This window comes from uncultured Rhodoblastus sp. (assembly GCF_903903185.1).
GTDB lineage: Bacteria > Pseudomonadota > Alphaproteobacteria > Rhizobiales > Beijerinckiaceae > Rhodoblastus.
On the sequence record NZ_CAIUXT010000113.1, the window covers coordinates 1 to 24,418 of the forward strand.

The 24,418-nt window shown below is 64.8% G+C and carries 22 protein-coding genes; 9 read left to right on the forward strand and 13 right to left on the reverse strand.

The window, feature by feature from the left end; genetic code table 11:
- Together QZY01_RS10325 and QZY01_RS10330 are read right to left on the reverse strand one after the other, a co-directional pair.
- Positions 1 to 1,039: ATP-binding protein (locus tag QZY01_RS10325; RefSeq protein ID WP_294536739.1), on the reverse strand; the 1,039-nt coding region annotated here is incomplete at its 3' end.
- 167 nt (positions 1,040 to 1,206) lie between these two features.
- On the reverse strand, positions 1,207 to 2,427 hold the full coding sequence (locus tag QZY01_RS10330; RefSeq protein ID WP_294536674.1) for a penicillin-binding protein activator: 1,221 nt from the start codon (positions 2,425 to 2,427) through the stop codon (positions 1,207 to 1,209).
- A 202-nt stretch (positions 2,428 to 2,629) separates the two neighbouring features.
- On the opposite strand from QZY01_RS10330, the gene rsmI reads away from it, so the two are divergent.
- From rsmI to rpmF, 3 genes are all read left to right on the forward strand, one after another.
- Complete coding sequence (rsmI, locus tag QZY01_RS10335; RefSeq protein WP_294536676.1) at positions 2,630 to 3,574, forward strand: 16S rRNA (cytidine(1402)-2'-O)-methyltransferase; 945 nt, start codon at positions 2,630 to 2,632, stop codon at positions 3,572 to 3,574.
- Positions 3,571 to 3,942 carry a YraN family protein gene (locus QZY01_RS10340; protein WP_294536679.1) on the forward strand — a complete coding sequence of 124 codons (372 nt, stop codon included), beginning with the start codon at positions 3,571 to 3,573 and terminating at the stop codon, positions 3,940 to 3,942. The genes rsmI and QZY01_RS10340 overlap by 4 nt, the downstream gene beginning before the upstream one ends.
- A gap of 146 nt (positions 3,943 to 4,088) precedes the next feature.
- Positions 4,089 to 4,277 carry a 50S ribosomal protein L32 gene (gene rpmF / locus QZY01_RS10345; protein WP_294536682.1) on the forward strand — a complete coding sequence of 63 codons (189 nt, stop codon included), beginning with the start codon at positions 4,089 to 4,091 and terminating at the stop codon, positions 4,275 to 4,277.
- Positions 4,278 to 4,538: 261 nt separating this feature from the next.
- Here rpmF and QZY01_RS10350 read toward each other — a convergent pair whose 3' ends face one another.
- The 3 genes from QZY01_RS10350 to QZY01_RS10360 form a co-directional block, all read right to left on the reverse strand.
- On the reverse strand, positions 4,539 to 5,558 hold the full coding sequence (locus tag QZY01_RS10350) for a restriction endonuclease (protein ID WP_294536685.1): 1,020 nt from the start codon (positions 5,556 to 5,558) through the stop codon (positions 4,539 to 4,541).
- A gap of 294 nt (positions 5,559 to 5,852) precedes the next feature.
- Positions 5,853 to 6,578: an acetoacetyl-CoA reductase gene (gene phbB / locus QZY01_RS10355; protein ID WP_294536688.1), complete on the reverse strand. Its 726-nt coding sequence runs from the start codon at positions 6,576 to 6,578 to the stop codon at positions 5,853 to 5,855.
- 99 nt (positions 6,579 to 6,677) lie between these two features.
- Positions 6,678 to 7,853, reverse strand: a complete 1,176-nt coding sequence (locus QZY01_RS10360; RefSeq protein ID WP_294536691.1) for an acetyl-CoA C-acetyltransferase — start codon at positions 7,851 to 7,853, stop codon at positions 6,678 to 6,680.
- A gap of 338 nt (positions 7,854 to 8,191) precedes the next feature.
- Here QZY01_RS10360 and phaR point away from each other — a divergent pair, with 338 nt between their 5' ends.
- Together phaR and QZY01_RS10370 are read left to right on the forward strand one after the other, a co-directional pair.
- Positions 8,192 to 8,779 (forward strand): polyhydroxyalkanoate synthesis repressor PhaR, encoded by a 588-nt coding sequence (gene phaR / locus QZY01_RS10365; protein ID WP_294536740.1) that lies wholly within the window; start codon positions 8,192 to 8,194, stop codon positions 8,777 to 8,779.
- Between the two features lie 94 nt (positions 8,780 to 8,873).
- Positions 8,874 to 9,143: a hypothetical protein gene (locus tag QZY01_RS10370; protein ID WP_294536694.1), complete on the forward strand. Its 270-nt coding sequence runs from the start codon at positions 8,874 to 8,876 to the stop codon at positions 9,141 to 9,143.
- Between the two features lie 65 nt (positions 9,144 to 9,208).
- Here QZY01_RS10370 and QZY01_RS10375 read toward each other — a convergent pair whose 3' ends face one another.
- From QZY01_RS10375 to gloB, 3 genes are all read right to left on the reverse strand, one after another.
- Positions 9,209 to 9,613 carry a hypothetical protein gene (locus QZY01_RS10375; RefSeq protein ID WP_294536699.1) on the reverse strand — a complete coding sequence of 135 codons (405 nt, stop codon included), beginning with the start codon at positions 9,611 to 9,613 and terminating at the stop codon, positions 9,209 to 9,211.
- Positions 9,614 to 9,873: 260 nt separating this feature from the next.
- Positions 9,874 to 11,691 carry a bifunctional diguanylate cyclase/phosphodiesterase gene (locus tag QZY01_RS10380; protein WP_294536703.1) on the reverse strand — a complete coding sequence of 606 codons (1,818 nt, stop codon included), beginning with the start codon at positions 11,689 to 11,691 and terminating at the stop codon, positions 9,874 to 9,876.
- A gap of 242 nt (positions 11,692 to 11,933) precedes the next feature.
- Complete coding sequence (gene gloB / locus QZY01_RS10385) at positions 11,934 to 12,704, reverse strand: hydroxyacylglutathione hydrolase (protein WP_294536707.1); 771 nt, start codon at positions 12,702 to 12,704, stop codon at positions 11,934 to 11,936.
- Positions 12,705 to 12,835: 131 nt separating this feature from the next.
- Between gloB and QZY01_RS10390 the strand changes: the two genes are divergently transcribed.
- Positions 12,836 to 13,651 (forward strand): class I SAM-dependent methyltransferase, encoded by an 816-nt coding sequence (locus QZY01_RS10390; RefSeq protein WP_294536710.1) that lies wholly within the window; start codon positions 12,836 to 12,838, stop codon positions 13,649 to 13,651.
- 24 nt (positions 13,652 to 13,675) lie between these two features.
- Here QZY01_RS10390 and QZY01_RS10395 read toward each other — a convergent pair whose 3' ends face one another.
- From QZY01_RS10395 to QZY01_RS10415, 5 genes are all read right to left on the reverse strand, one after another.
- On the reverse strand, positions 13,676 to 14,281 hold the full coding sequence (locus QZY01_RS10395) for an alpha-ketoglutarate-dependent dioxygenase AlkB (protein WP_294536713.1): 606 nt from the start codon (positions 14,279 to 14,281) through the stop codon (positions 13,676 to 13,678).
- Positions 14,282 to 14,297: 16 nt separating this feature from the next.
- On the reverse strand, positions 14,298 to 14,891 hold the full coding sequence (grpE, locus tag QZY01_RS10400; RefSeq protein WP_294536716.1) for a nucleotide exchange factor GrpE: 594 nt from the start codon (positions 14,889 to 14,891) through the stop codon (positions 14,298 to 14,300).
- Positions 14,892 to 14,949: 58 nt separating this feature from the next.
- Positions 14,950 to 17,766 carry a [protein-PII] uridylyltransferase gene (locus tag QZY01_RS10405; protein WP_294536719.1) on the reverse strand — a complete coding sequence of 939 codons (2,817 nt, stop codon included), beginning with the start codon at positions 17,764 to 17,766 and terminating at the stop codon, positions 14,950 to 14,952.
- Positions 17,763 to 18,728, reverse strand: coding sequence for a glutathione synthase (gene gshB, locus QZY01_RS10410; RefSeq protein WP_294536722.1), 966 nt, complete (start codon positions 18,726 to 18,728; stop codon positions 17,763 to 17,765). The genes QZY01_RS10405 and gshB overlap by 4 nt, the downstream gene beginning before the upstream one ends.
- 135 nt (positions 18,729 to 18,863) lie before the next feature.
- Positions 18,864 to 20,222 carry a TIGR03808 family TAT-translocated repetitive protein gene (locus tag QZY01_RS10415; RefSeq protein ID WP_294536725.1) on the reverse strand — a complete coding sequence of 453 codons (1,359 nt, stop codon included), beginning with the start codon at positions 20,220 to 20,222 and terminating at the stop codon, positions 18,864 to 18,866.
- A gap of 175 nt (positions 20,223 to 20,397) precedes the next feature.
- On the opposite strand from QZY01_RS10415, the gene QZY01_RS10420 reads away from it, so the two are divergent.
- From QZY01_RS10420 to QZY01_RS10430, 3 genes are all read left to right on the forward strand, one after another.
- Entirely contained in the window at positions 20,398 to 21,864 is a 1,467-nt protein-coding gene (locus QZY01_RS10420) for a polysaccharide biosynthesis C-terminal domain-containing protein (protein ID WP_294536728.1), read from the forward strand.
- The gene (locus QZY01_RS10425; protein ID WP_294536731.1) at positions 21,861 to 22,757 is read left to right on the forward strand and encodes a glycosyltransferase family 2 protein; all 897 of its coding nucleotides are present in this window, start codon (positions 21,861 to 21,863) and stop codon (positions 22,755 to 22,757) included. The genes QZY01_RS10420 and QZY01_RS10425 overlap by 4 nt, the downstream gene beginning before the upstream one ends.
- Positions 22,758 to 22,850: 93 nt before the next feature.
- The coding region (locus QZY01_RS10430) for an Orn/Lys/Arg decarboxylase N-terminal domain-containing protein (RefSeq protein WP_294536734.1) at positions 22,851 to 24,418 on the forward strand (1,568 nt) is incomplete at its 3' end.

A 24,418-nucleotide genomic window follows, 5' to 3' on the forward strand; every position in this document is an offset into this window, starting at 1 on the left:
ATTTCGGGTCCGGCACCTTGACCGAGACCACGGCGGTCAGGCCCTCGCGGCAATCGTCGCCGGTCAGGTCGACCTTTTCCTTCTTGGCTATGCCCGAGCTTTCGGCATAGCCGTTGACCTGCCGGGTCAGCGCGCTGCGGAAACCCGCAAGATGGGTTCCGCCGTCGCGCTGCGGGATGTTGTTGGTGAAGACCAGCACGTTCTCGTGGTAGGAATCGTTCCACCACAGCGCCACTTCGACGGTGATGCCGTCGCGTTCTCCGAGCACCATAACGGGCTTGGCCAGCAGCGGGGTCTTGGCGCGGTCGAGATAGCGCACGAAAACTTCCAGCCCGCCCTCGTAATGCAGATCCTCGACCTTGACTTCGGCATGGCGCGCGTCGGTCAGCAGGATATGGACGCCCGAATTGAGAAACGCCAGTTCGCGCAGGCGGTGCTCGATCGTGCCATAGTCGAAATCAACGTGGGTGAAGGTTTCGGTGCTGGGCAGGAAGGTCACGGAGGTGCCGCGTTTCGGCTTGCCATCGGTGAGCGGCGCCGGGCCGACCACCTTGAGCGGCGCGACAACGTCGCCATGGCTGAAATGAACCTCGTGCTCCAGCCCGTCGCGCCAGATGAGCAGGTCGAGCTTCGAGGACAGGGCGTTGACCACGGAGACGCCGACGCCGTGCAGGCCGCCGGAAACCTTGTAGGAATTCTGGTTGAATTTGCCGCCGGCATGGAGCTGGGTCATGATGACTTCGGCCGCCGAAACCCCTTCCTCAGCGTGCAGGCCGGTGGGGATGCCGCGTCCATTGTCGGTGACGGTGACCGAGCCATCGGCGTTAAGCGTCACCGTGACCAGATCGGCATGGCCGGCGAGGGACTCGTCGATGGCGTTGTCCACCACCTCGTAGATCATGTGGTGCAGGCCGGAGCCGTCGTCGGTGTCGCCGATATACATGCCCGGGCGCTTGCGCACCGCGTCGAGGCCACGCAAAACCTGGATCGAATCGGCGCCATATTCTTCATTTTGCGGCGGCAGGACGGTATCCTTCATGGCGGTCAATGCGTCTATCCTTGGGACGGGCGAGCCGTCCGGCAGCAGGGCGGGGAAACCCCTTCGGCCCCGATTGATTCGGAGCCGCCATCATAGCGTTAAATCAGGCGAAACGACGGGATTAAAAGCCGCTTTTCCACGGCGGGACCGCCATTTGTCGGGTTGCGTCAAGCCCCGGAGAGCGAGCGGGGCGCCGGGCTGACGACGATGGTCGAGCCATTATTGATTTGCAGCACCGAAAGGCCGCGCTCGTTGCCGCCATCGGGCTTGAAACGGAACACGCCGTCGGCGCCGGTGAAGCCGGTCGGGCTGGTCAGCACCTCCTCGGCATAGCGGCGCGACCCTTGCGTGCGCGCCAGCGCCGCCGCCAGCGACACCGAATCATAGGCGAGCGTCGCGACGCGGGTCGGGTCGGAGGCAAATTTCGCGCGATAACGCTGCGAAAAGGCGAGGAAGCCGGAATTTTCCGGCGCCGCGAACCAGGCGCCTTGCAAGGCCGGCAGGCTCAGGACCCGCGAATCGTTCCACAGCCCGGTGCCGAGAATTTGAACTTTTTTCGAATCGAGCCCATTGGCGGCAAGCGCCCGGGCGACTTCCGGCATCGCCGCCGCCTGTTCGGGAATAAACAGGCTGTCGATCTGGCCGCCGAGCGCCGCGACATGGGCGGCGGCGGCGGCTTCGCCGCCGGGCTTGAAGCGCTCGATCAGCGCCACCCGCATGTCGCGTCTGGCCGCCGCCTGCTGCAAGGCGCCGACCGCGACATTGGCGTAGTCGTTTTCCGGCGCCAGCACGGCGACCGATTTCTTGCCCTTGGACGAAGCGAATTCGATAATGCGATCGACGTAATTCTCCACCAGGAAAGACAGGAGATAGACCCCGCGCGCCCCGGCCGAGAGATCGGTCGAATAGGCGATGACCGGCTTGCCCGAGGCGCGCGCCACTTCCGCCGCCGCGCGCACGTCGCCGGCAAACAATGGCCCCAGCACCAGTTCGGCGCCCTCCGCGAGCGCCGCCTGGGCGGCGGCTTTGGCGCCTTCCGGCGTCGAATGGTCGTCCTTGACCAGCAATGTAATGTCGGCGGAGCCGGATTCGCCGAGCGCCAGTTCGGCGGCGTTGCGCAGCGAGACGCCGACGGCGCTCGGCCCCGCCCCTTGCGTCAGCGGCAGGATCAGCGCAACCTTGACCGGACCGGAGCCGATGGTCTCGGCGGCCTGCGGACCCGGCGCGGGGGCCGGCGTCGCGGACAGATTTTCGTCACGGGTGGGCGGCCCGAAACCCTGCGTCGAGCAGGCCGCAAGCGCAGCAAAGCTGGCGCCGACAACGCCCGCGCGCAACAGGCGACGGGCAAAGGCGGGGAAACCGGGGAGAAGGTGAAAATCGAGGCGCAATTTTTTCTCCGCGCTTTCGCTTGGCCGCAGTCGCAACAATCGGTCGGCGCGGCTTGACAGACCCGCGACACCATGTCTTACGGCATCGGCGGCGCTTCTGGCAATATGAAGCGGCGCAGCCTTTTAGGCGCGATGTTGCCGAGTTCGACCGGGCGTTCTATATAAAGAACGATTTTACTATTTAACGAACGAGAGGCGCGTCATGGCGCAATCCGAGCCGCATCCGGCAAATTTCCAGCAAAACTCTCCAGTCCCGCCGCCCTCCTTCGTGGCTTTCGGCCTGCGCGCCGAGGCAGAGGCCATCGCGCCCGGCCTGCATGTGGTGGCGACGCCGATCGGCAATCTGCGCGACATCACCTTGCGCGCTTTGGGCGTGCTGGCGGCCGCCGACGCGGTCATCGCCGAGGACACCCGGGTCAGCCGCAACCTGCTCGCCCATTATGGCATTGCGACGCCGCTCGTCGCCTATCACGAGCACAACGCCGCCGCGATGCGGCCGGTGCTGATCGCGCGGCTGCAACAGGGCGACAAGCTGGCGCTGATTTCCGACGCCGGCACGCCGCTCGTCTCCGACCCCGGCTATAAACTGGTGGCCGAGGCGCTGGCGGCGAAAATTCCGGTGACTTCGGCGCCCGGCCCTTCCGCCGTGCTGGCGGCGCTGGTGGTGGCGGGCCTGCCGACCGACCGCTTCTTCTTCGAGGGTTTTCTGCCGCCCAAAAGCGGCGCGCGGCGCGCCCGCATCGCCGAACTCGCCGCCATTCCCGGCACGCTGGTGCTGTTCGAATCGGCGCGGCGGATCGCCGAGACGCTGAGCGATCTCGCCGCCGTGCTGGGGCCGCGCCAGGCCGCGGTGGCGCGCGAACTGACCAAGCATTTCGAATCGGTGCGGCGCGGCGCGCTCGACGCGCTCGCCGAAGATTACGCGCGCGAGGGGCCGCCCAAGGGCGAAATCGTGCTGCTGGTGGCGCCGCCGGGCGAGGATGCGCCAGCGCTCGACGGCGAGGCGCTCGACGGCAAAATCCGAGCGGCGCTCGAAAAATTTTCGCTCAAGGACGCCGCCAGCGTCGTCGCCGCCGAAACCGGCCAGCCGCGCCGGAAGGTGTATGCGCGGGCGATCGAACTGGCCGACGCCGGCAAACCGGGATGAGCCGCCGACGCCAAAAAGCCCGCGCCTTCGGCCTTCAGGCCGAAAGTCTCGCTTCGTTTTGGCTCCGGCTCAAATTCTATCATATCGTCGCGCGCAATGTCGTCGCGCCGGGCGGAGAGATCGATCTGGTCGCCCGGCGCGGCGACCTGATCGTTTTCGTCGAGGTCAAGGCGCGGCCAAGCCTCGACCAGGCGCATCTCGCCATCGATTCCGCCAAGGCGACGCGGATTTCGCGCGCCGCGCGGTACTGGCTGGCGGCCAATGACTGGGCGGCGGGCAGGAATTTTCGCGGCGACGCGGTGTTTGTCGCGCCGTGGCGAAGGCCGCGCCATGTCGAAGGCGCGGTGCCGCTGGATATTTTTGCGTAAAGCGCGAAGGGCGGGGCAGCCTCATTTTTTCGGCGCCGGCTCTGGTCTTTTCCCGCTTTTGCCTGTAAAGGACGCGCTCTTGAATTTCCCCGCGCGCCAAGGCGACCCGTCCGGGTCGGCGCAGCGGCTGGCCCGGAGTTGATGAAATGGCTGTTCCCAAAAGAAAAACGTCGCCGATGAAGCGCGGCTTCCGTCGTTCCGCCGACGCCCTCGTCGCCCCGACCTATGTCGAGGACAAGGATTCCGGCGAATTGCGCCGCCCGCACCACGTCGATCTCAAGACCGGCATGTATAACGGCAGGCAAGTGCTGACGATCAAGGCCAAGGACGACTGAGCTTTCGGTTTTCCGGCGAATTCCTCCAAGGCCGGGTTTTGCCCGGCCTTTTTCTTTGCTGCAATTCCCGCCGCGCCAGCAATGCCCCTCATGGTGATGAGCGCCGTGAAACGGCGCGTCTCGAACCACGAGGGGGTCGCTGGGCGCGATGTTTGAGCGCGGCCGCGAGGCTGCGCCCAACGTCTCTTTTGCTGCACATGGTTCGAGACGCGCCTGCCGGCGCTCCTCACCATGAGGGGTTTGGTTAGCTTTTAGGAGCGGTCACCCGTCCTGCGACACGTCGGGCGCCAGAATGCGGCGCAGCGGGATCTGCTTGCGGAATTTCAGGTCGAGGCCGTCGTAATATTTCTCGATCAGGGCGACGAATTCGACGCCGTCCAGCAGTCTCAGATTTCCTTTCGAGGCGGCGAAATTTTTCGCCGCGGCGGTATAGCCGCCGGTGGTGATGAAAATGCCGACGTCGCGGTCGTGGATCACGGCGTAAAACGCCTTGACCAGATCGGCGCCGATATTGGCCTCATGGGCCTTGACCTGAATTTTCAGGATCGGCGGCTCGATGCCGAGTTCGTCGCGATGGGCGGTGACATCGACGCCGTCATCGCGCATGGCGCGGGTGGCGTGGGCGTTATAGCCCATGGCGCGGAACAGGTCGGCGACGAACGGCTCCAGCGGAAACCCCTTGAAGTCGGACTTGAGCTTCTTGGAGATGAAATCCCGGGTGGTCTCGGCAATGTCGCGGGCGACGCGCGCTTCCGTGTCGTCGTCGCCGAGCGCCGCGCCTTTGTCGCTCATCGAGCCTGCAGGCGGCTCGAAGCGGCGGATGAATTCCGGCGCGAAACTGCTGACCTCGAACAAAGTCAGGGTCGAGCCGAGTTCATACAACGCGCCTTGCGAAAAGGCGTCGCGGCTCAGGCTGTTGAGCCAGCGCACGCCGCGCCGGTGCGGAAAGTCGGGATTATGGGCGCGGTCGTAGAGATAGGGCGTGGTGATTTCGCCCCACAGCAGGGTGCGGTCGATCTTACGCGGATAGATGACGCGGTCGCCGGTTTTCATATCATGGACAAAACGGAACAATTGCCCCGCCTGGATCGGGACCGCAGCGGGGCTGGTCTCGGCGCCGGGGCCGGAAAACGCCTCCTTGAAGGCCGCGCGCTGCGGCGGCAGGGCGCCGACGTCGCGGTCCGCGTCGAGAAAGCCGACGGCGATCTGTTCATTTTCGATGAAAAGCGGATCGGCCTCGCTGTCGCCGCCCGCCCGGATCGCCCAGACTCGAAGACTCATGTGCAGCCCGCCATAAAAAAACGGTCGGGTTTCCCCGACCGCGACGACGTGCAAAGCAATTCACGTCCCGAAGGCATCGCGACATCTGCTTTCAAGAAGGATTTGGAAGCCGCCGACGCGGCTCCCCGGCAATGGACTACAGTCTAGCTTAAACGCATTGAAATGCCATGAAAATCTGCCGGCGCCGCGATAATTTCCGCGCGCGCGCCAATCCAAACGCCGACGCCCCGGTCCGACCAAGCCGGACCGGGGCGCAAAATGCGGTCCCGTAGCGGTTGCTTGAGGCGAAAAACCTCAAATCATGTATTGGCCGCCATTGGCCGAAATCGTCGAACCGGTGATGAAGCCGGCCTCGTCAGCGACCAAAAACACCACCGCGCGCGCGATTTCTTCCGGTTCGCCGAGGCGACCGACCGGGATGTGCGGCAAAATCGCCTTGTCGAGCACCGCCTGGTCGATCTTCTTGACCATTTCGGTGGCGATATAGCCCGGAGCAATGGCGTTGACGGTAATGCCGACGCGCGCGCCTTCGAGCGCCAAAGCCTTGACGAAGCCGAAATCGCCCGCCTTCGCCGCCGAATAATTGACCTGGCCGCCCTGCCCCTTCTGCCCATTGAGCGAGGAGATCGAGATGACGCGGCCGAACTTGCGGGCGCGCATGCCTTCCCAGACCGCATGGGTCACGTTGAACAGCGAGTTCAGGTTGGTGTTGATGACCGAGTACCATTGGTCCTTGGTCAATTTGTGGAAAAACGCGTCCCGGGTGATGCCGGCATTGTTGACCAGCACTTCGACCGGGCCGAGTTCGGCCTCCACCTTGGCGACGCCGGCCGCCGACTCGTCATAGTCGGAGACGTCCCACTTGAAGACGGCGATGCCGGTTTCGGCGTTGAACGCCTGGGCGGCTTCGTCATTGCCGGCATAATTGGCGGCGACCTTGTATCCCGCCGCCTTGAGGGCCTTGGATATGGCGGCGCCGATACCGCGCGTGCCGCCGGTGACGAGAGCAACTCGTGACATAATTTCCCCTAAATTGTTGAGCCGCGCTCTTTACGGGCGGCGTTGGGTTGGATTTGCGCGCCGGCGAAATGGACAAGCCGACGCGCAAAAGGCTGAAAATTAGCGCTCGACGGTCAGGGCGATGCCCATGCCGCCGCCGATGCACAAGGTGGCGAGGCCCTTCTTGGCGTCGCGCCTCTGCATTTCGTGCAGCAGCGAGACGAGGATGCGCGCGCCGGAAGCTCCGATCGGGTGGCCGATGGCGATGGCGCCGCCATTGACATTGACCTTGGACGTATCCCAGCCAAGCTCGCGGTTGACCGAAATGGCCTGGGCGGCGAAAGCCTCGTTGGCCTCGATCAGGTCGAGGTCCTGGATGTTCCAGCCGGCCTTTTCCAGCGCCTTGCGCGAGGCCGGGATCGGGCCGGTGCCCATGATCGCCGGATCGACTCCGGCGGTCGCCCAGGAGACGATGCGCGCCAGCGGCTTCAGGCCGCGCTTGGCGGCGTTGGCGGCCGACATCACCACCAGCGCGGCGGCGCCGTCGTTGATGCCCGACGCATTGCCGGCGGTGACGGTCCCGTCCTTGCTGAAGGCGGGACGCAGCTTGGCCAGTTGGTCGTAGGTCACGCCGTCGCGGATGAATTCGTCGGTGTCGATGACGATATCGCCCTTCTTGGTGGCGATCGTGTAGGGGACGATCTCGTCCTTGAACTTGCCGCCCTTCTTCGCGGCCTCGGCCTTGTTCTGCGAAGCGGTGGCGAACTGGTCCTGCTCTTCGCGGGTGATCTGGAACTTGGTGGCGATGTTTTCCGCCGTCGTGCCCATGTGATACCCTTGGAAGGCGTCGAACAAGCCGTCGCGCAGCATGGTGTCGAGCACTTTCAGCTCGCCCATCTTGATGCCGTTGCGCAGATAGGCGACGTGCGGGGCAAGCGTCATGTTCTCGATGCCGCCGGCGACGATGATGTCGGCGTCGCCATTGACGATCTGCTGCAAGCCGAGCGCGACGGAGCGCAGGCCCGAGCCGCAGAGCTGGTTGAGGCCCCAGGCGGTCTTTTCCTTGGGAATGCCGGCCTTGATGGCCGCCTGGCGGGCCGGGTTCTGGCCCTGGTTGGCGGAGAGAACCTGGCCGAGGATGACCTCGTCCACATCCCCGGCGTCGACCTTGGCGCGCTCCAGCGCGGCCTTGATGGCGGCGGAGCCAAGTTCATAGGGCAACACGTTGGCGAAGACTCCGCTGAAAGAGCCTACGGCGGTACGCGCAGCGGAAACGATCACGACATCGGTCGACATAAAAAAATCCTCCGGACAGCCGCTGCTCTTTGCGTCTCGCGCAATCCTGATGGCGACTTGGGCGCCATTTTGACCATTTCGGCGCCCGCGCGGTCAAGGCGTCCGGCGAATTCAATTTATTCGCTTTTGGTTGTAGAGCCTTTGCCTGATATGAAGTATTGAGAACATGCGGCTATGCCTTGGCGCGAGCGGGGGCGGAGTCGTTGGCGCCGAAGGACGCGAAACCAAAGGACGCAAACCGAAGCAGGCCGTCTTGCGCGCGGTCTGCCACAGGGAGGTCGGCTGCGACGCCAGCGCCGGGAGCGGCGATGGCGCCCTGTCCGGGCATGGGACTGGCGATGAGCAACAACAAACAACCCGTCACAATCAAGAAATATGCGAACCGGCGGCTCTATAATACAGGCGCGAGCGCCTATGTGACGCTGGAAGATCTCGCCGAAATGGTCAAGATCGGCGAGGATTTCGTTGTCTACGACGCCAAGAGCGGCGATGAGATCACGCGTTCGGTGCTGGCGCAGATCATTTTCGAACAGGAGGGGAAAACCGGCGAGAATCTTCTGCCGATCCGCTTCCTGCGGCAACTGATCCGGTTTTATGGCGACAGCATGCAGAAGGTGGTGCCAAGCTACCTCGAATTTTCCATCGAGCGCCTGACCACCGACAGCCAGAAATTCCGCGAGCAGTTCGAGGCGGCGGTCAGCTCCAATCCGCTGGCCAATCCGACCCGGCAGATGTTCCAGTCGATGGAGGAACAGGCGCGCAAGAACATGGCGATGTTCCGCGAAGCGCTGGACATGTTCTCGCCTTTCTCCGGCCTGCCGTCGGAGGCGTCCAAGTCCTCGCCGCAGAACCAGGAACTGGCCGAAATGCGCGCCCAGCTCGCCGAAATGCAAAAGCGCATCGACAGTCTGGTCAACAAGGACTGAAGCGGCGCGACGAAATGGCCATGGTTTTCGAGGCTTCCCGCGCGCGGCGTTCGGCCGGCGGCGACGGCCAAGGTTTCGTCCAGGGAGTTGACGCATGCCCGTCTATCGTCTCGACCCGATCGACCCCGGTCATCCCTCCTGGCGCTATTCAGCGGAAAAGAACCCGCTGTGGACCAACGCCCCATCGCCTTCGCAAGCGCGCGACCTCGTCGCCGCGAAAACCGGATTCGACCTCCAGGCCCATCCGGGCGCGTTGTCGCCCTGGCAGGATGAAAAGGTCACGTCCTGCACGCCCGAGCCGACGATGGACTATCCCGGCCCCGGCGAAGTGATCCGGGAAGACGGCAGCAACGTCACGGATTAAGGCCGCCCCTCGGCGTCGTCTGTCCGGTCAGTTTTTTCGGCTCAACGGCGCCTGTTCCGGGCGCTTCACGCATTGCTCGGAAAGACGCAGTTTTCACCGGCCCGGTGCGCGCAGTCCGAGATGGCGCCGTCGCCCCAGTACATTCCGTGTTTGCGACACAGGCACAGACCTGATTCGGGGATGCCTTCCTGGGCTCGCTTGATGGCGAGACACGACTTCGCCCCGGCGCATTCGGCCCACGCCAGCCGCCTTGCCAGGAGGATGACGAGGCTGATCGTCCAGCTGACGACCAGGATAAAGAAAGCTGCCTTTACCGCGATGAAAAGGCTTTTCTCGCTAATGGCCTCGGCCCATACAGCAAATCCGCCCAGGCCGGCAATGGCCACGAAAAGCAGGAGCGCGTGGCGGCAGACCATGAACAGGAGCGCGGCGATCACGTCCTCGTCGATCAATTTCAATCTCTTGATCACTTGCGCCTCCCGGCGATAAGTCCGCGCTTTCTGTCCTGGCGGACCGGAGTGCCGTGTAAAATCAAGTCTATCGATAATTGCTGGTCTGTCACGAAGTATTTACCTTCGCATTTTGCTTGTTTTTGGCATTTTTTATCTTCAATCACAAGTCAATCGCGATAAAATTTTACCCGAAGCGCTTTCACCCGGAATCACCCGGAGGGAATTCCAACCTCGCGACGCGTCGCAATCACGGAGGCTTGGCGGAGGCTTGGCGTAAGTCAGGGCGCGTCCTCGTCGCGCACCGCCGCCGCGCCGAAAAAATCGCCCTGCAGATATTCCACGCCCCATTGGCGCAGGATTTCCGCCGTTTCCGCGTCCTCGACCCATTCCGCGACCACCGGCAGGCCGAGATGGCGGGCCAGATCGACCAGGGTGCGAACGAAAAAGCGGTCGTCGATCGAAGTACCCAGATTCTGCACGAAGGCTCCGTCGATCTTGACCAGATCGAAGTCGAAGCGGCGCAGATTGCGGAACGACGTATGGCCGGCGCCGAAATCGTCCATGGCGACCCGGGCGCCGCAATGTTTGAGCATGGCGATGACCCGAGTCGCGGCTTCGACATCGTCCATCGCGCAGGTTTCGCTGAATTCGAGGGTCAGGCGGCGGGCGATTTCGGGACGCGCTGTCAGTTTTTCGCACAGCCGCGCCATGAAATCGGGATCGCGCAAGCTTGGGCCGGACAGGTTCACCGCCAGCTGCAAGCGCGGCGCCCGGTCGAGCTTTTGCATCGCGAGATCGAGCACGCGCGCGTCGATGCGCTGGATCAGGCCGGATTTTTCCGCCGTCGGCAGAATCGCGGCGGGGGGAACCAGCATGCCGTCGGGACGGCGAAGCCGCACCAAAGCCTCGTAAGAGGCTGGCAGGCCCGAGGCGGCGTCGACCAGCGGCTGAAGCGCGATGACGATGCGGTCTTCATCGAGCGCGGCCAGAATTTCGTCGGAAATCTTGCGCAGGCGCATCCGCCCTTCCTCGCGCGCCGCCGAGGGTTCATAGAGGACGACGCGCGGCGCATTGGGCTGGCGCGCCAGATCGAGCGCCTCCTCCGCGTACTGAAACAAAAGATGGGCGGCGCGGCCGTTGCGCGGGGCGACGACGCCGCCGATGCGCAGCGACAGCGACGCCGGACCGGCGGAGGTGTCGAAGGGCGTTGCGGCGATGGCCTCGATCAGGCGGTTCGCGGCGGCGAGGGTTTCCGCCTTGTCGCAATTTTCGAGCACCAGAGCGAATTTGCCTCCGGCATAGCGCGCGACCAGATCGCGCTCGCGGCAATTTCCACGCAGCCGTCGCGCCAGACCGGCGATGGCCTCGTCGGCGACGTCATAGCCATGGGTCCGGTTCAACGCGAACAGATTGTCCACCGCCGCCAGCAGCGCCGCGAAATTCTCCTTGCGCTTGGCCGACCGGGCGAAGAAATGCGCCGTCTGTTCGAACAGGCTGGCGCGATTCAGCGCGCCGGTGAGCGGATCGAGCCGCGCATGCGGCGCAAGCGGGCGCTCCTGGCCGCAAGGGTCGGCGACGATCCGGACCAGACCATGGGCGCGCGCCGGGCGGCCATCGGGGCCTTTGAACCAGCGGCCGGCGTCCTCGATCCAGATCGTCGCCTCGCGCGGGCGGTCGGGCGGCACGAACCCATAGCGGATGCGGAAAGCGCCGCCGTCGCCGTCGCCGGGCGAAGCCGCGCGCGCGATCGCCTCATGGCGCGAGCTTTCGCTGTCGTGCGACAGGCAGTCGGCATAAAGCCGGCCCGAGGCGATGGCGTCGATCGTGGCGAGACCGAACAGGGCGGCGGCATTCGGCCCCCAGCGGATGCGGTCGCTCGGCAGATCCCAGTCATAAACCGTCTCGCCGATGGAATCGAGTATCGCGCGCGGATCGGGCGCGTCGCGCGCGTCCGGCGCGGCGATAGAGGGCGGCGGCGGGGCGCTCGGCTGGTTTTCGCCCTTTTGCGGGCTTTCGCCGTCAGGGTCCGGCGCGGCGCGCGCCGGCGCGGCGCCGATTCGGCCGGGCGAACGGGAAGCGAAATAGCGAAGTTGCACGAGATCGGCCCCGGGGATCGGTTCAGTGTTGCGACGATGGGCGCGCCGCGTTAATTCCGCGTTTCGGCGCGGGCGCCGGCAGGCTGGAGAAAGATTCCTGGACCGCCCCCGACCTTCGAGACGCGCCTGGCGGCGCTCCTCAAGATGAGGGCTAACCAATTGATTTTATTCATATTTTAATGCCGGAGAGCGGCGCGTCTCGAAGCCGGAGGGGATGGAGGCAGGCATTGTTCCACCGCCGGCTAGAATTGGTTCTTGCGTTGGCGCAGCAGGGTGAACACCTCGACCGGATCGGCCAGCTCCATCCCCAGAAACTTCTGCAGATCCGGATTGGCGGCGCGCAGAAAGGGATTGGTCTCGTTTTCGAGCGCGATCGTGGTCGGCAGGGTGAAGGCGCCTTTGGCGCGCAAGGCGTCCACTTCGGCGGCGCGCTCGGCGAGCAGCGCATTGTTCCCATCGACGGTCAGGGCGAAGCGGGCGTTGGCCTGCGTATATTCATGCCCGCAATAGACCAGGGTTTCGCCGGGCAGGCCGGCGAGCCGCATCAGGCTGTTGTGCATCATCGCCATCGTGCCTTCGAAAACCCGCCCGCAGCCGAGCGAGAACAAGGTGTCGCCGACCGCGACGACATTTTCGGCCTCGAAATAATAGGCGATATGGCCGAGCGTGTGGCCGGGCGTCTCGAACACGATGGCGTCGCCGCGCCCGAGCCGCACGAGATCGCCCTCGGCGACCGAGAGATCGAGCGGCGGCAGGCGGTCGGCGTCCTTTTTCGCGCCGACGACCCGCGCGCCGGGAAAATGCGCCTTGAGTTCGGGAACCGCGCCGATGTGGTCGGGATGATGATGGGTCAACCAGATGTCGGTCAGCGTCCAGCCTTTTTCCGCCAGAGCGGCGAGAACGGGCCTGGCCTGCGGCGCGTCGAGCGCCGCGGTGGCGCCGCTGTCGGCGTCATGCGCCAGCAGGCCGAAATTGTCGGTCAAACACAGGAATTCGTGAAACTCGATGGCCATCGACAGATCCCGCAGGACGCCCCGCGCCCGGGAGAAGTCTAGAGCATGAAGGCGGCCTCGGGAAACCGGTTTTTCGCTATCGCGGCGCGGCGGCCCTTGCCCTTTGTCGCGATTTGTGGCGATTCTGCCGCATGTCGCTCGATGTCACCTATTTGCGCTCCTTCTATGCCTCGGCGCTCGGCGAGACCTCGCGCCGGCTTGTCGGCGCGCTGCTGACGCGGCGCTGGAGTTCCGTTTCCGGCCTTTCCATCGTCGGATTGGGCTACGCCACGCCCTATCTCGAACTGTTCGAGGGCCAGCCCTTGCGGCTTTTGGCGATGATGCCCGCCGAACAGGGCGTGGTGAACTGGCCGGTCCATGGCCCCTCCGCCTCGGCGCTGATCGACGATTCCATGCTGCCGCTGCCCGACGCCTGCATCGACCGGTTTCTGCTCGCCCATGGTCTGGAGACGGCCAAACATCCGCGCGAATTGCTGGAGGAAATCTGGCGGGTGCTCGCGCCCGGCGGGCGGCTGATCGTGATCGCGCCCAACCGGTCCGGGCTCTGGGCGCGGCTCGACACCACGCCCTTTGGCCATGGCCACCCCTATTCGCGCCGGCAATTGCTCGACCTGATGGGCGAAACGCTGTTTTCGCCGATCTTCTGGAGCGAGGCGCTTTATACGCCGCCGCTCGAACGCGCCATGCTGCTGCGCCTCGCGCCCATGGTCGAAAATATCAGCGGCAGATTATCGCTGCCCGGCGCCGGCGTCATCGTGGTCGAGGCCACCAAGCAGCTTTATCGGCTGGTCGGCGTCAGGCGGCCACGCCGCGCCCTGCCGGAACTGGCCCCGGTGCTGGCCCCTGCGCTGACGCCACGACCATACGGCAACATTCCTGTCGGCAATGTCCCGTTCGAGTCGGCTGCGCTTGGCCCCGGCGCCGAAGCGCCGTCGCGAAGTCGTTGACACCGGTTGCAGTCCGAAACGCTTTCACCGCGCGCGGCGCAGCGTCAGGTTGATCCGTCCCGGCGGCGACAGCAGCGTCGAGGTTCCGGAAAAAATCCGGTCCACGCCGTGGAACATTTTTCGCGCCGGACCGCCGAACACCAGAATATCGCCCGAATCCAGCCGGATGGCTTCGCTTGGGTCCCCACGCTTTTCACCGCCGTGGCGGAAGCGGCAGGAATCGCCAAGCGAAAGCGACAGGATCGGCGCCGCGAAATCTTGTTCGTCGCGGTCCTGGTGCGGCCCCATGCGCGCCTGCGCATCGTAGAAATTGATCAGGCAGGCGTCGGGCGCGGCGTCATGCCCGGCGAAATCGCGCCATAGCCGCAAAATGCTGTCCGGCATCGGCGGCCAGTTCCGTCCGGTTTCGGGATGGGTCGTCTGGTAGCGATAGGAGGACCGGTCCGACACCCAGCCCAGCGGCCCGCAATTGCTCATGCGCACCGAAAAGGCCTTGCCGGTGCGTGGCATCACCGGCCGGAACAGCGGCGCCTCGCGCAGGACTTCGCGCAAGCCGACGACCAGCGCCTCCTGCGCCGACCGGTCGAGGGCCGACTTATAGAGCCGAAGACCCGGCTTCAGGGTCAGCATCGCTACGTCGCGCGCATCAGTCCGGTTTGACGCCGCCCCTGGCGACGCCGACTTTCGCCGGGCGCAGGACCCGGTCGCCGATGGCGAAACCGTCTTCCACCACCTGCGCCACCGTGCCGGGGACGAGGCTTTCGTCCTGGGCCTCGAACAACGCCTCATGGAAATTCGGATCGAATTTCTGGCCCTTGGGCTCCAGCTTGCGCACGCCATGGCGGGCGAGGCGGGAGAGGAAGTCGCGTTCGGTCAGTTCAATGCCCTCGACGAAGCTCTTGAGCGCGACATCGGCGCTTTCGCGCGCCTGCGCCGGCACATTGTCGAGCGCGCGCTTCAGATTATCGGCGAAAGTCAGCATGTCGCGGGCAAACGAGGTCACGCCATAGGTCTTGGCGTCGGCGACTTCCTTGTCGGTGCGGCGGCGCAGGTTTTCCATTTCCGCCAACGTGCGCAGCACCTTGTCCTTGAGTGAGGCGTTCTCGGCGATCAGCGCCTGCACCGCCGCCGCGTCGCGTTCGGCGTCGCCTCGGCTCTGGCCGGCCTCCTCCTCGACCGCCGCCAAATCGGCGTCGGTTTGCGAAAGCGTCTCGTTGCGCAGGTCTTTGCCGTCTTCCATCGTTCAACCATCCGCTGTTGCAATTTACGCCGTCATATCGGCACGAAGCGCGGAAAAATCAAGCTTTTCGCTTGGCGCGGAACACTTCGAGCAGATTCCGCCGCACCGCCCCCTGTCGCGCCGGACTGATCACCTTCGCGCCGGTCAGATCGGTGACATAGAACACGTCCACCGCCTTTTCGCCGAAGGTGACGATATGGGCCGAGCCGATATTGAGGTTGAGCTTCGACAAGGCCAAAGTCAGGTCGAACAACAGGCCGGGCCGGTCGAGTCCGGAAACCTCGATGACGCTGTACATATGCGACAGGCTGTTGTCGATCACCACGTCGGGGGGCACCGAAAAAGCATCGGCGCGCGAATTGACGGCGCTGGCCTTGTTGGCGACGAGTTCGCTGAGCCGGATTTCGCCGCGCAAGGCCTGTTCGGTCACGCGGGCGATGCGCTGGCCGCGCCGCCGCTCGTCCTCGTCGCGCTCGAAGGCGCGGGAAATGCAGATCGTGTCGAGCGCCAGACCGTCGGTGGTGGTGAAAATCTGGGCGTCCACGATATTGGCCCCCGAAGCGGCGCAGGCGCCGGCGATGATCGTCAGCAGACGCGGATGGTCGGGCGCGGCCACGGTGATTTCGGTAACGCCGCGAAAGGCGTCGGTGACCACTTCGGTCGCAAGAGAATGCATTTCCACCGCGCTGGCGTGCAACAGCAGCGCATGCTGGATCTTGTGGGGCAGATCGACCTTGAGCCAATAGGCCGGATAATGGCGGGCGGCGTATTCGGCGAATTCGTGATCCGACCAGGCCGGCAGCTTGACCCGCAATTCCTGCTGGGTCTGTTCGACGCGGCGCTTGCGGTCCACCGAGGAATGGCCGCCGGCCAGCACCACTTCGGTCTCCCAGTAGAGCGTGCGCAGCAATTCGCCCTTCCAGCCGTTCCACACGCCGGGGCCGACGGCGCGAATGTCGCAGACCGTCAGGATGGTCAGCATCTTGAGCCGCTCCAGGCTCTGGACGATTTTCGCGAAACTCTCGATGGTGCGCGGGTCGGCGAGGTCGCGGCTCTGGGCGACATTCGACATGATCAGATGGTTTTCGACCAGCCAGACGGCGATTTCGGTCTCCGCCTCGTCGAGCCCCAGCCGCGGGCAGAGCTTGCGCGCCACCTGCGCGCCGGCCAGCGAATGATCCTCCTTGCGGCCCTTGGCGATGTCATGCAGCATCAAGCCGACATAGAGGGCGCGGCGATTGGTGATGGTCGGCAGGATTTCGCTGCTCAGCGGCAGGTCGGAATCGCTCAGGCGCAATTCCACCCCCGCAAGTTCGCCCATGGCGCGCAACAGATGCTCGTCCACCGTGTAGTGATGGTACATGTTGAACTGCATCATCGCGACGATGCGGCCGAAATCGGGGATGAAGCGGCCGAGCACGCCCGCCTCGTTCATCAGCCGCAGCGCCCGCTCGCTCGATTGCGGCGTGGTGAGAATTTCGAGAAACAGCCGGTTGGCCAGCGGATCGGCGCGCAGTTTCGCGTCGATGCGCTTGAGCGACTGGGTGACGAGGCGCAGGGCGTCGGGGTGGATCGGCAACTCGTTGCGCGCCGCCACCGAAAACAGCCGGATCAGGTTGATCGGATCCTTTGCGAAAATATCGGACGAGGCCACGGTGACGCGGTCGGTCTCAAGCGCGAAAGGCCCAAGGTCCCTGGGCTTGGGGCGGCGGCGGAAGCGGCTGACGAAACGGTCGAACACCGCGCGCGGCTTGGCCTGGCGCTCTTCCAGCGCGGCGCAGACGATATTGGTCAGGTCGCCGACATGTTTGGCGATGACGAAATAATGTTTCATGAAGCGTTCGACCGGCGACAGGCCGTCGCGCTCGGAATAGCCGAGCTTGCGGGCGATCTGGCGCTGCAAGTCGAAACTCAGCCGCTCTTCGGGGCGGCCGGTGGCGAAATGCAGGGTGCAGCGAACCTTCCACAAAAAGGTCTCGCAACGGCGAAACCGCCGCAATTCCTGTTCGCTGAACAGGCCGACGCCAACGAGTTCCTCCGCGTCGCGCACGCGATAGGTATATTTGGCGATCCAGAACAAGGTATTGAGATCGCGCAAGCCGCCCTTGCCCTCCTTGACGTTGGGCTCGACGAGGTAGCGCGAGGCGCCGGCGCGCTGGATGCGCTGGTCGCGCTCGGCCAGTTTGGCGGCCACGAATTCGGGCGCGGAATGGCGCACGATCTCGCTGTCGAACCGGGACAGCAGGGTGTCGAGCAGCGTGCGGTCGCCCAGCACCAGCCGGCATTCGAGCAGCGTGGTGCGCACCGTCATGTCGGCCCTGGCCTGTTGCAGGCATTCCTCCACCGTGCGCGTGGAGTGGCCGATCTTCTGCCTCAGATCCCAGAGCAGGTAGAGCATGGACTCGACGACCGCCTCGTCGCCGGCGCGATCCTGGCTGCGCAGCAGGAACAACAGATCGATGTCGGAGCCCGGCGCGAGCGCGCCCCGGCCATAGCCACCCACCGCGACGACGCACAAATGTCCCGACGCCGACCGGGGATGGATATATCGGGTGACGCAGGAATGAATCGAGCGCAACAGCTCGTCCTCGACAAAGGCGATGTGGGCGCCGCAGGCGAGACCCCCGCCCCTGTCCTCCAGGGCGCGCCGCGCCGTCTCCGCGCCGCGCGCCAGCGCGGCGGCGAAAACCTCCACCGCCGCCTTGCGGAATTCCGTCGTCCCCGCGCCATGGCGCTCGGCAAGGCCGGCGATTTCGGCATCGACGGCGGCGCGGTCGATCAGCGCCTTCATCGGCAATTCGAGGCGCGGCCCGGTCCATTTCGGCGCCGGCGCGGGCGCGTGTTCGCGCGGCGCGAGATTGGCTTGCAGGGTCATCCCGTCGCCTCCAGGGCCGCTTGCCTGAGCTCGATGGCGTCCCAGATCGCGGCGGCGACATCGGGGCCGCCGGTGCGCAGGATGGCGCGGATGCCGGTAGGGGAAGTGACGTTGATCTCGGTCAGAAAGCCGTCGATGACGTCGATGCCGACGAAAATCAGTCCGCGTTTCTTGAGTTCCGGCCCGATGATCGCGCAGATTTCGAGCTCCCGGGCCGAAAGCGCGGTCGCCTCGGCGGCGCCGCCGCGCACCATGTTGGAGCGGATGTCATTGGCCGCCGGGATGCGGTTGACGGCGCCGCGCGGTTCGCCATCGACGAGAATGATTCGCTTGTCGCCGCGGCTGATGGCGGGCAGGAATTTCTGCACCACCCATTGCTCGCGGAACGAGGCGGCGAACAGATCATAGAGCGAGCCGTAATTGGCGTCCTGCGCCAAGAGCCGGAACACCGCCGCGCCGCCGTGGCCATGCAGCGGTTTCATCACCACTTCGCCATGCTCGGCGCGAAAGGCGTCGATCGCCGCCTTGTCGCGGGTGATCAGCGTCGGCGGCATCAGCTCGGGATAATCCATCACGAACAGTTTTTCCGGGGCGTTGCGCACGCTGGCGGGATCGTTGACCACCAGGGTCTCGCTGCCGATCTTCTCCAACAGATGGGTCGAGGTGATATAGGCGAGATCGAACGGCGGGTCCTGACGCAACAGCACCACATCCATGTCGCGCAGCGCGACTTCGCGGGCGGCGCCGAGATCGTAATGGTCGCCCTCGACGTCGCGCACTTGCAGCTTCTGCGCGGTCGTGACCACATCGACGCCGCGCAGCGAAAGCCGGTCGGGGGTGTAATAATACAGTTCGAAGCCGCGCTTCTGCGCCTCCAACAACAGGGCGAAGGTCGAATCGCCGGCAATCGCGATGCGTTCTATCGGGTCCATCTGCACGGCGACTTTCCTGCGATTGCTCATTCCCGACAACTCTCCGGCCCCAAAACCCGTTCCGATCCAGAAAGCCGACGGCTTTCCGGGTCGAAACAGGCTGTCCACACAATGATCCGGCGCGCTCCAACAAGGGAATCCCTCGAACAGCCGCCGGAACAGGATTCATGCGATGCGATTCCCGCGAATTTCAACCCTGTTGTAAATGTTTTTCGCGCCCGGCAAAGCGAGATCGCCGCTGACCACGTCGGTCTGGAACATGGCGACGATGTTGGCCTTTTTCGAGCCGCGCATTTCATTTTCCACGATGGAGCAAGGACCTGACGGGCGTTCGGGCGATTCCTGAACGGCGAAGCCGATGGCGTATTCATTGTCGATGAGCCGGTTCGCCTCGACGGAGACGTTGTTCCTGGCGTCGAAAAAACCGGCGAGAACGCCAAACCACGGCGAGCCCGCGACCGTGTTGCCAAGAATCCGCACGTCGCCTTCGCCCTCGACGCCGCAAAGCCAGTTCATGCGCGGGCCGAATTCGGGGTCGGGATGGGAGGGGCGGATGCCGGTCACGACATTTCCGGCGATCAGCGCCCCGGCGCCATTTCCCGGGCCGACATAATTAGTCGCCGAAATGCCGGCGCCGCAATCCTCGATGACATTGTCGATGAAGGTCGCGTCGCGAAAACCAAATTCCGCATACATCGCCTTTTCGCCAAAACCCCGGCAGCGGTTGCGCTTGACGAGAATTTCGCGGCCGCCGGTGTTGCGCACGGCGGTATAGGCGCATCGCTCGACGACATTATCCTCGATGGCGACCGGACCGCATTCGGCAATGCGGATTCCATTGCCGTAAAGCCCGAGCAGACCCGACCGGCAGTCGATGTCGGTTATGACATTATGGCGGATGCGCGAGCCGTCATGGCGCGGCGAACCCGTGCTCCAATGGTGGATGCCATTGTCGCCGCAGCGCCGGATGCGGTTGCCGTCGATGGTCACGCCGGCGCAATGGTCGTCGAAAATGGCCGTCCCGCTCAAATCCTCGAATGTCGAGGCGCGGACGGTTCCGCCGCAACGCTTCTGCATCAGGGCCGTCGTGGTGTCGCGCAAAATGCAGTCCTCGATCGTCACGTTGGCGACGTCGGTCAGGGTCAAAAGACCGAAGGCGCTGTCGATGGGGAGATGGGCGCCGTCAAAGGTCACGCCCTCGAACGTCAGCGACGACAGCGGCCCGCGATTGGCGACGAGCGGGCCGCGATAGCCGAGCCGAAGGGTCGAGCCGCCGCGCGCCGCGATCAGATGGGCGCCCTCGGGCAGCAGCAATTGGTAGGTCGTGGTGACGCCCGGCGGCAGGCGAAAGGGCCGACCCGCCAGCGCCGCCGCGCCAATGCCCTCGCTCAAAGCGACCGTGGCGGCGGCGGTCGCATCCGGCCCGGCGCGGGCAAGTTCACGGTAAAAGAGCAGAAGCGCGGCGGCTTTGGCGACGCTGGCGAGCAGGCGGCGGCGGCTTTGCGGAACATGCGGCGCGATCATCGGCCCTCGATCCCCGGACAGGACAAAGCGGGTTCAACGCGCTGTTCCTGGCCGAAAACCCTGTAACTTTTTGAAAACAGCCCGAACAGGTCGCTTCACATTGAGCGAAGACATTAAACATTTTCTAGAAACGGCGCGCTAAATTGCCGGTGAAGCGCCGGAATCTTGAAAAATAATGCTGATGATCGTCACTTTCGCCCTCAACGCCGGGCTGAATTTCGCGCTGGGTCTGGCGGTCGCCGCCATTCTCGGGCCGGACGCCTTCGGGCGTTTCGCCCTTGCGCTGATCGCCGCAACGCTCGGCACGACGGTGATCTTCGACTGGCTTCGGCTTTCCGCCACCCGCTATTATTCGGAAAATGCGCGTTTTGACCGGCCCGGCCTGCGCGCTTCGCTCGACGCCGGGTATGTCGCCGGCGCGCTCGTGCTCGCTGGCGCCGCGGGGCTGGTTGTGGCGCTGCGCATCGATATCGGCATGAGCGGCGCGCTGGTCGCGGCGGCGGCCTTCGCCGCCATCGGCAATGGCCTGTTCGAATTTGCCGCCGCGCTGTTGCGGGCGCGGTTTCGCACCGGCGCCTATGGCGCGCTGGTCATCGTCAAGAACGCGCTCGCCTTCCTCGGCATGGTCGCCATCGGCCTGGCGTTTCACGATCCCGCGGGAGTGCTGGCGACGGCCGGCGCCAGCGCGCTTTTGGCGACGCTTTTGCTGCGCCGCCACGCTCACGACCCCCACGCCCGGCTGGCGCAGGCCAGTCGCGAGCAGGTCGCCGCCTGTCTGCGCTATGGCGCGCCGATCGTCGCCGCCAATATGTGCTATCAGGCCATCTTGCTGGTCAATCGCGGCGCGGCGGCGGCCCATCTCGACTTCGCCGCCTCGGGCCGCCTTTCGCTCGCCACCGACCTGACGATCAGGTTCCTTCTCGTCGCCGGCGCCGCCCTCGACATTTTGCTGTTCCAGCTCGCCGTACATAAAAAGGCGACGGAAGGCGCGCAGGCCGCGCAGGCGCAGGTCGCGCGCAATAGTCTGGTCATCCTGGCCGCGCTGACGCTGTTGTGTTCGCTCTATATGGCCAACCTGCCCGCCTTCGCCGCCCTTGTCGTTCCGGAAAAATTCCGCGCCGAATTCGCGCCGCTGAGTCTCATTCTGGCGCCGGGCGCGACCTTGTTCTGCCTCGGGCAATTCTGCCTCAACCCCATCGCCCAGCTTGAGGGCCGCACGGGACTAATATTGCTTGCCGCTTTCGCCGCCGCCTTGGCCGATTTCGGGCTGTTGTGGCTCAGCCCCCAGCCGCTCGGCCTTGCCGGCTTTGCGGCGATCCATTCGATCGCCCTGACGGCGGGATTTTTGCCGATGCTGGCCCTGACCCTGCGCTGGCGGGCCTGTTGGCCGCGCCCGCGCGATGTCGTCGCCATCCTGTTCGCCGGCGCCGCCGCAATGGCCGTCATGTGGCCGCTGCGCGAGTTCGAGCCCCGGCTCCCGGCGCTGGCTGTCGGGACGCTGGCCGGCGCGACGGTTTACGCCGCCTTGCTATTCGTCTTCGATCCGGGCGGAATCGCGCGGCCGGCTTTCGCCAAAATCCGCCTTTGGCGGCGGCGCGACAGTTCGGTTCCCACGCCCTTGTGCAAAGGCGAACCGACATGAGCCAAGCCGCCGCCGCCAAGGCCGAGATCGCCGTGATCTTCGCCACCAGGGGACGCCCGGCCCTTGTTGCGGAAATGGCGCGCCGGCTCGACGGCCAGACGCGAAAGGCCGATCATGTCTTCATCGTCGGCGCGGGCGAGGACGATATCGCCGCCTTGCCGAAAGATCGCGCCGATCTGACGGCGCTGGTCGGGCGCACGGGCACGGCCCTGCAACGCAACGACGGGCTGCGTCTCGCGGAAGACGCCTTTCGCCTCTTGGTGTTTTTCGACGACGATTTCCTGCCCTCCCGCTTCTGGCTCGAACATATGCGGGCGCTGTTTTCCGCCGACCCCTCCATCGCCGGGTTGACCGGCATGGTGCTCGCCGATGGCGCGGGAACGGCGGGCCTCGACCTCGCCGAGGCGACGGCGCTGGTGGCGGCGCGCGACCATGAGCCGGCGGGAAGCGCGGCTTTCGACGAAACATACGGCCCCTATGGCTGCAATATGGCTTTTCGCGCCACCGCAATCGCCGGAATGCGCTTCGACGAAAGATTGCCGCTTTACGCCTGGCTGGAAGACGCCGATTTCGGCGCAAGGCTGCGCTTGCGTGGGCGAATGGGCCGCGCCAGCCAACTCTGGGGCGTCCACCTCGGCGCGAAGAATGGCCGCGAGCGAGGCCGGCGGCTGGGCTACAGCCAGATCGCCAATGCGCTTTATCTGACGCGGAAAGGCTCGCTCGGCTGGCGCTTCACCGCGCCGCTGGTCCTGCGCAACCTTGCCGCCAACCTGTGGCGCGCCCCCGCGCCCGAGGCCCATATCGACCGGCGCGGGCGGCTGTTGGGCAATTTGCTGGCGCTGCGCGATTTTCTGTGCGGCATTGTCGAGCCGGAGCGGGCGATTCGCCTGTAATGGGCTTCCCTTGGCGTCAATTTTCATCAAAAGGTCATGGGCGGGCGTCAAAGCCAGATTTGATTCCGCGTCGCGCCTGTTTCGGGGACCCCCATGGACTATTTTCGCCGCTTCACCTTCCTGGTCTATGCCCCGGCTTTCGACCCCGACGAGCTGGAGGGCGCGCGACTCGACCAGATCGTCGCGGCGGTGGGAAAATACGGTTTCGATGTCGTCAAGGCCCGCCGCGTCGAGGACGCCGAACTGGCGATCAAGACCGACGCCGCCATCGGCTGCATGGTGTTCGACTGGGGCAAGAAGGGCATGGACGGCAAGACCGCCGGCCTGATCTCCTATGTCCGCAAGCGCGGGCTGGAGATGCCGATCATCCTTCTGGTGCGGCGCAAGCGGTTCGAGGACCTGCCCATCGACGTGCTCGACAATGTCGACGGCTATGTGTTTCTCGCCGAGGAAACCCCGGAATTCATCGCCAAGAATCTCGTCAGCCGGCTCAAGCAATATGCCGAAACCCTCAAGACTCCGTTTTTCGGGGCGCTGGTCGATTATGCGGAAGAAGGCAACCAGCTCTGGACCTGCCCCGGCCATAATGGCGGCGTGTTCTACAACCGCAGTCCGATCGGCCGGATTTTCGTCGAGCATCTCGGCGAGGCGATTTTCCGCGACGATCTCGACAATTCGGTGCTGGAGCTTGGCGATCTTCTGGTCCACGAAGGCCCGGCCCTGCACGCGCAGAAGGAGGCGGCGAAAATTTTCGGCGCCGAGCGCACCTATTTCGTGCTCAACGGCACCTCCGCCTCCAACAAGATCGTGCTTTCGGCGCTGGTGGCGACCGGCGATCTGGTTCTGTTCGACCGCAACAACCACAAGGCCGCCCATCACGGCGCGCTGATTTTGGGCGGCGGCGTGCCGATCTATCTCGAAACCGACCGCAACCCGCAGGGCATGATCGGCCCCATCGATTACGAGGCGCTCGACGAGGAGCGGATCCGCGAAAAAATCCGCCTCTCCCCGCTGGTCACGGATGCGGAAGCGTGGAAGCGCCAGCGTCCCTTTCGCGTCGCGGTGATCGAGCAATGTTCCTATGACGGCACGATCTACAACGCCGAGACCATTCTCGCCAAGATCGGGCGCCTCTGCGATTATATTCTGTTCGACGAGGCCTGGGCGGGCTTCATGAAATTCCATCCCTTGTTCGCCCGTCATTTCGCCATGGGACTCTCCGATCTCGGCCCGGAGTCGCCGGGAATCATGGCGACCCAATCGACCCACAAGCAATTGGCGAGTTTTTCCCAGGCTTCGCAGATTCACGTCAAGGACCGCCACATCAAGGGACAGGCGCGGCGCATCGAGCATCGCCGCTTCAACGAGACCTTTCTCGTTCACGCCTCGACCTCGCCATTTTACCCCTTGTTCGCCTCGCTCGACGTCGGCGCGCAGATGATGAAGGGCAAGTCCGGCGAGGTTTTGTGGGACGACACCATCCGGCTCGGCATCGAGCTGCGCAAGAAAATCCGGGCGCTGGGGCGCGAATTCAAGGACAAGGCGCGCGAGCCGGAACAGGCTTGGTTCTTCGATCCCTTCGTCGCCGACGTGGTCGAGACGCCGCGCGGCAAGATCGTCTGGGAAAATGTCCCGACCGACGATCTCGCCTCGAACGCCGC

Excerpts from the sequence above, each read along its gene's own strand:
- rsmI (WP_294536676.1), top strand. The coding sequence starts at position 2,630 with ATGGCGCAATCCGAGCCGCATCCGGCAAATTTCCAGCAAAACTCTCCA.
- QZY01_RS10340 (WP_294536679.1), top strand. The coding sequence starts at position 3,571 with ATGAGCCGCCGACGCCAAAAAGCCCGCGCCTTCGGCCTTCAGGCCGAA.
- rpmF (WP_294536682.1), top strand. The coding sequence starts at position 4,089 with ATGGCTGTTCCCAAAAGAAAAACGTCGCCGATGAAGCGCGGCTTCCGT.
- QZY01_RS10350 (WP_294536685.1), bottom strand. The coding sequence starts at position 5,558 with ATGAGTCTTCGAGTCTGGGCGATCCGGGCGGGCGGCGACAGCGAGGCC.
- phbB (WP_294536688.1), bottom strand. The coding sequence starts at position 6,578 with ATGTCACGAGTTGCTCTCGTCACCGGCGGCACGCGCGGTATCGGCGCC.
- QZY01_RS10360 (WP_294536691.1), bottom strand. The coding sequence starts at position 7,853 with ATGTCGACCGATGTCGTGATCGTTTCCGCTGCGCGTACCGCCGTAGGC.
- phaR (WP_294536740.1), top strand. The coding sequence starts at position 8,192 with ATGAGCAACAACAAACAACCCGTCACAATCAAGAAATATGCGAACCGG.
- QZY01_RS10370 (WP_294536694.1), top strand. The coding sequence starts at position 8,874 with ATGCCCGTCTATCGTCTCGACCCGATCGACCCCGGTCATCCCTCCTGG.
- gloB (WP_294536707.1), bottom strand. The coding sequence starts at position 12,704 with ATGGCCATCGAGTTTCACGAATTCCTGTGTTTGACCGACAATTTCGGC.
- QZY01_RS10390 (WP_294536710.1), top strand. The coding sequence starts at position 12,836 with ATGTCGCTCGATGTCACCTATTTGCGCTCCTTCTATGCCTCGGCGCTC.
- QZY01_RS10395 (WP_294536713.1), bottom strand. The coding sequence starts at position 14,281 with ATGCTGACCCTGAAGCCGGGTCTTCGGCTCTATAAGTCGGCCCTCGAC.
- grpE (WP_294536716.1), bottom strand. The coding sequence starts at position 14,891 with ATGGAAGACGGCAAAGACCTGCGCAACGAGACGCTTTCGCAAACCGAC.
- QZY01_RS10405 (WP_294536719.1), bottom strand. The coding sequence starts at position 17,766 with ATGACCCTGCAAGCCAATCTCGCGCCGCGCGAACACGCGCCCGCGCCG.
- gshB (WP_294536722.1), bottom strand. The coding sequence starts at position 18,728 with ATGAGCAATCGCAGGAAAGTCGCCGTGCAGATGGACCCGATAGAACGC.
- QZY01_RS10415 (WP_294536725.1), bottom strand. The coding sequence starts at position 20,222 with ATGATCGCGCCGCATGTTCCGCAAAGCCGCCGCCGCCTGCTCGCCAGC.
- QZY01_RS10420 (WP_294536728.1), top strand. The coding sequence starts at position 20,398 with ATGCTGATGATCGTCACTTTCGCCCTCAACGCCGGGCTGAATTTCGCG.
- QZY01_RS10425 (WP_294536731.1), top strand. The coding sequence starts at position 21,861 with ATGAGCCAAGCCGCCGCCGCCAAGGCCGAGATCGCCGTGATCTTCGCC.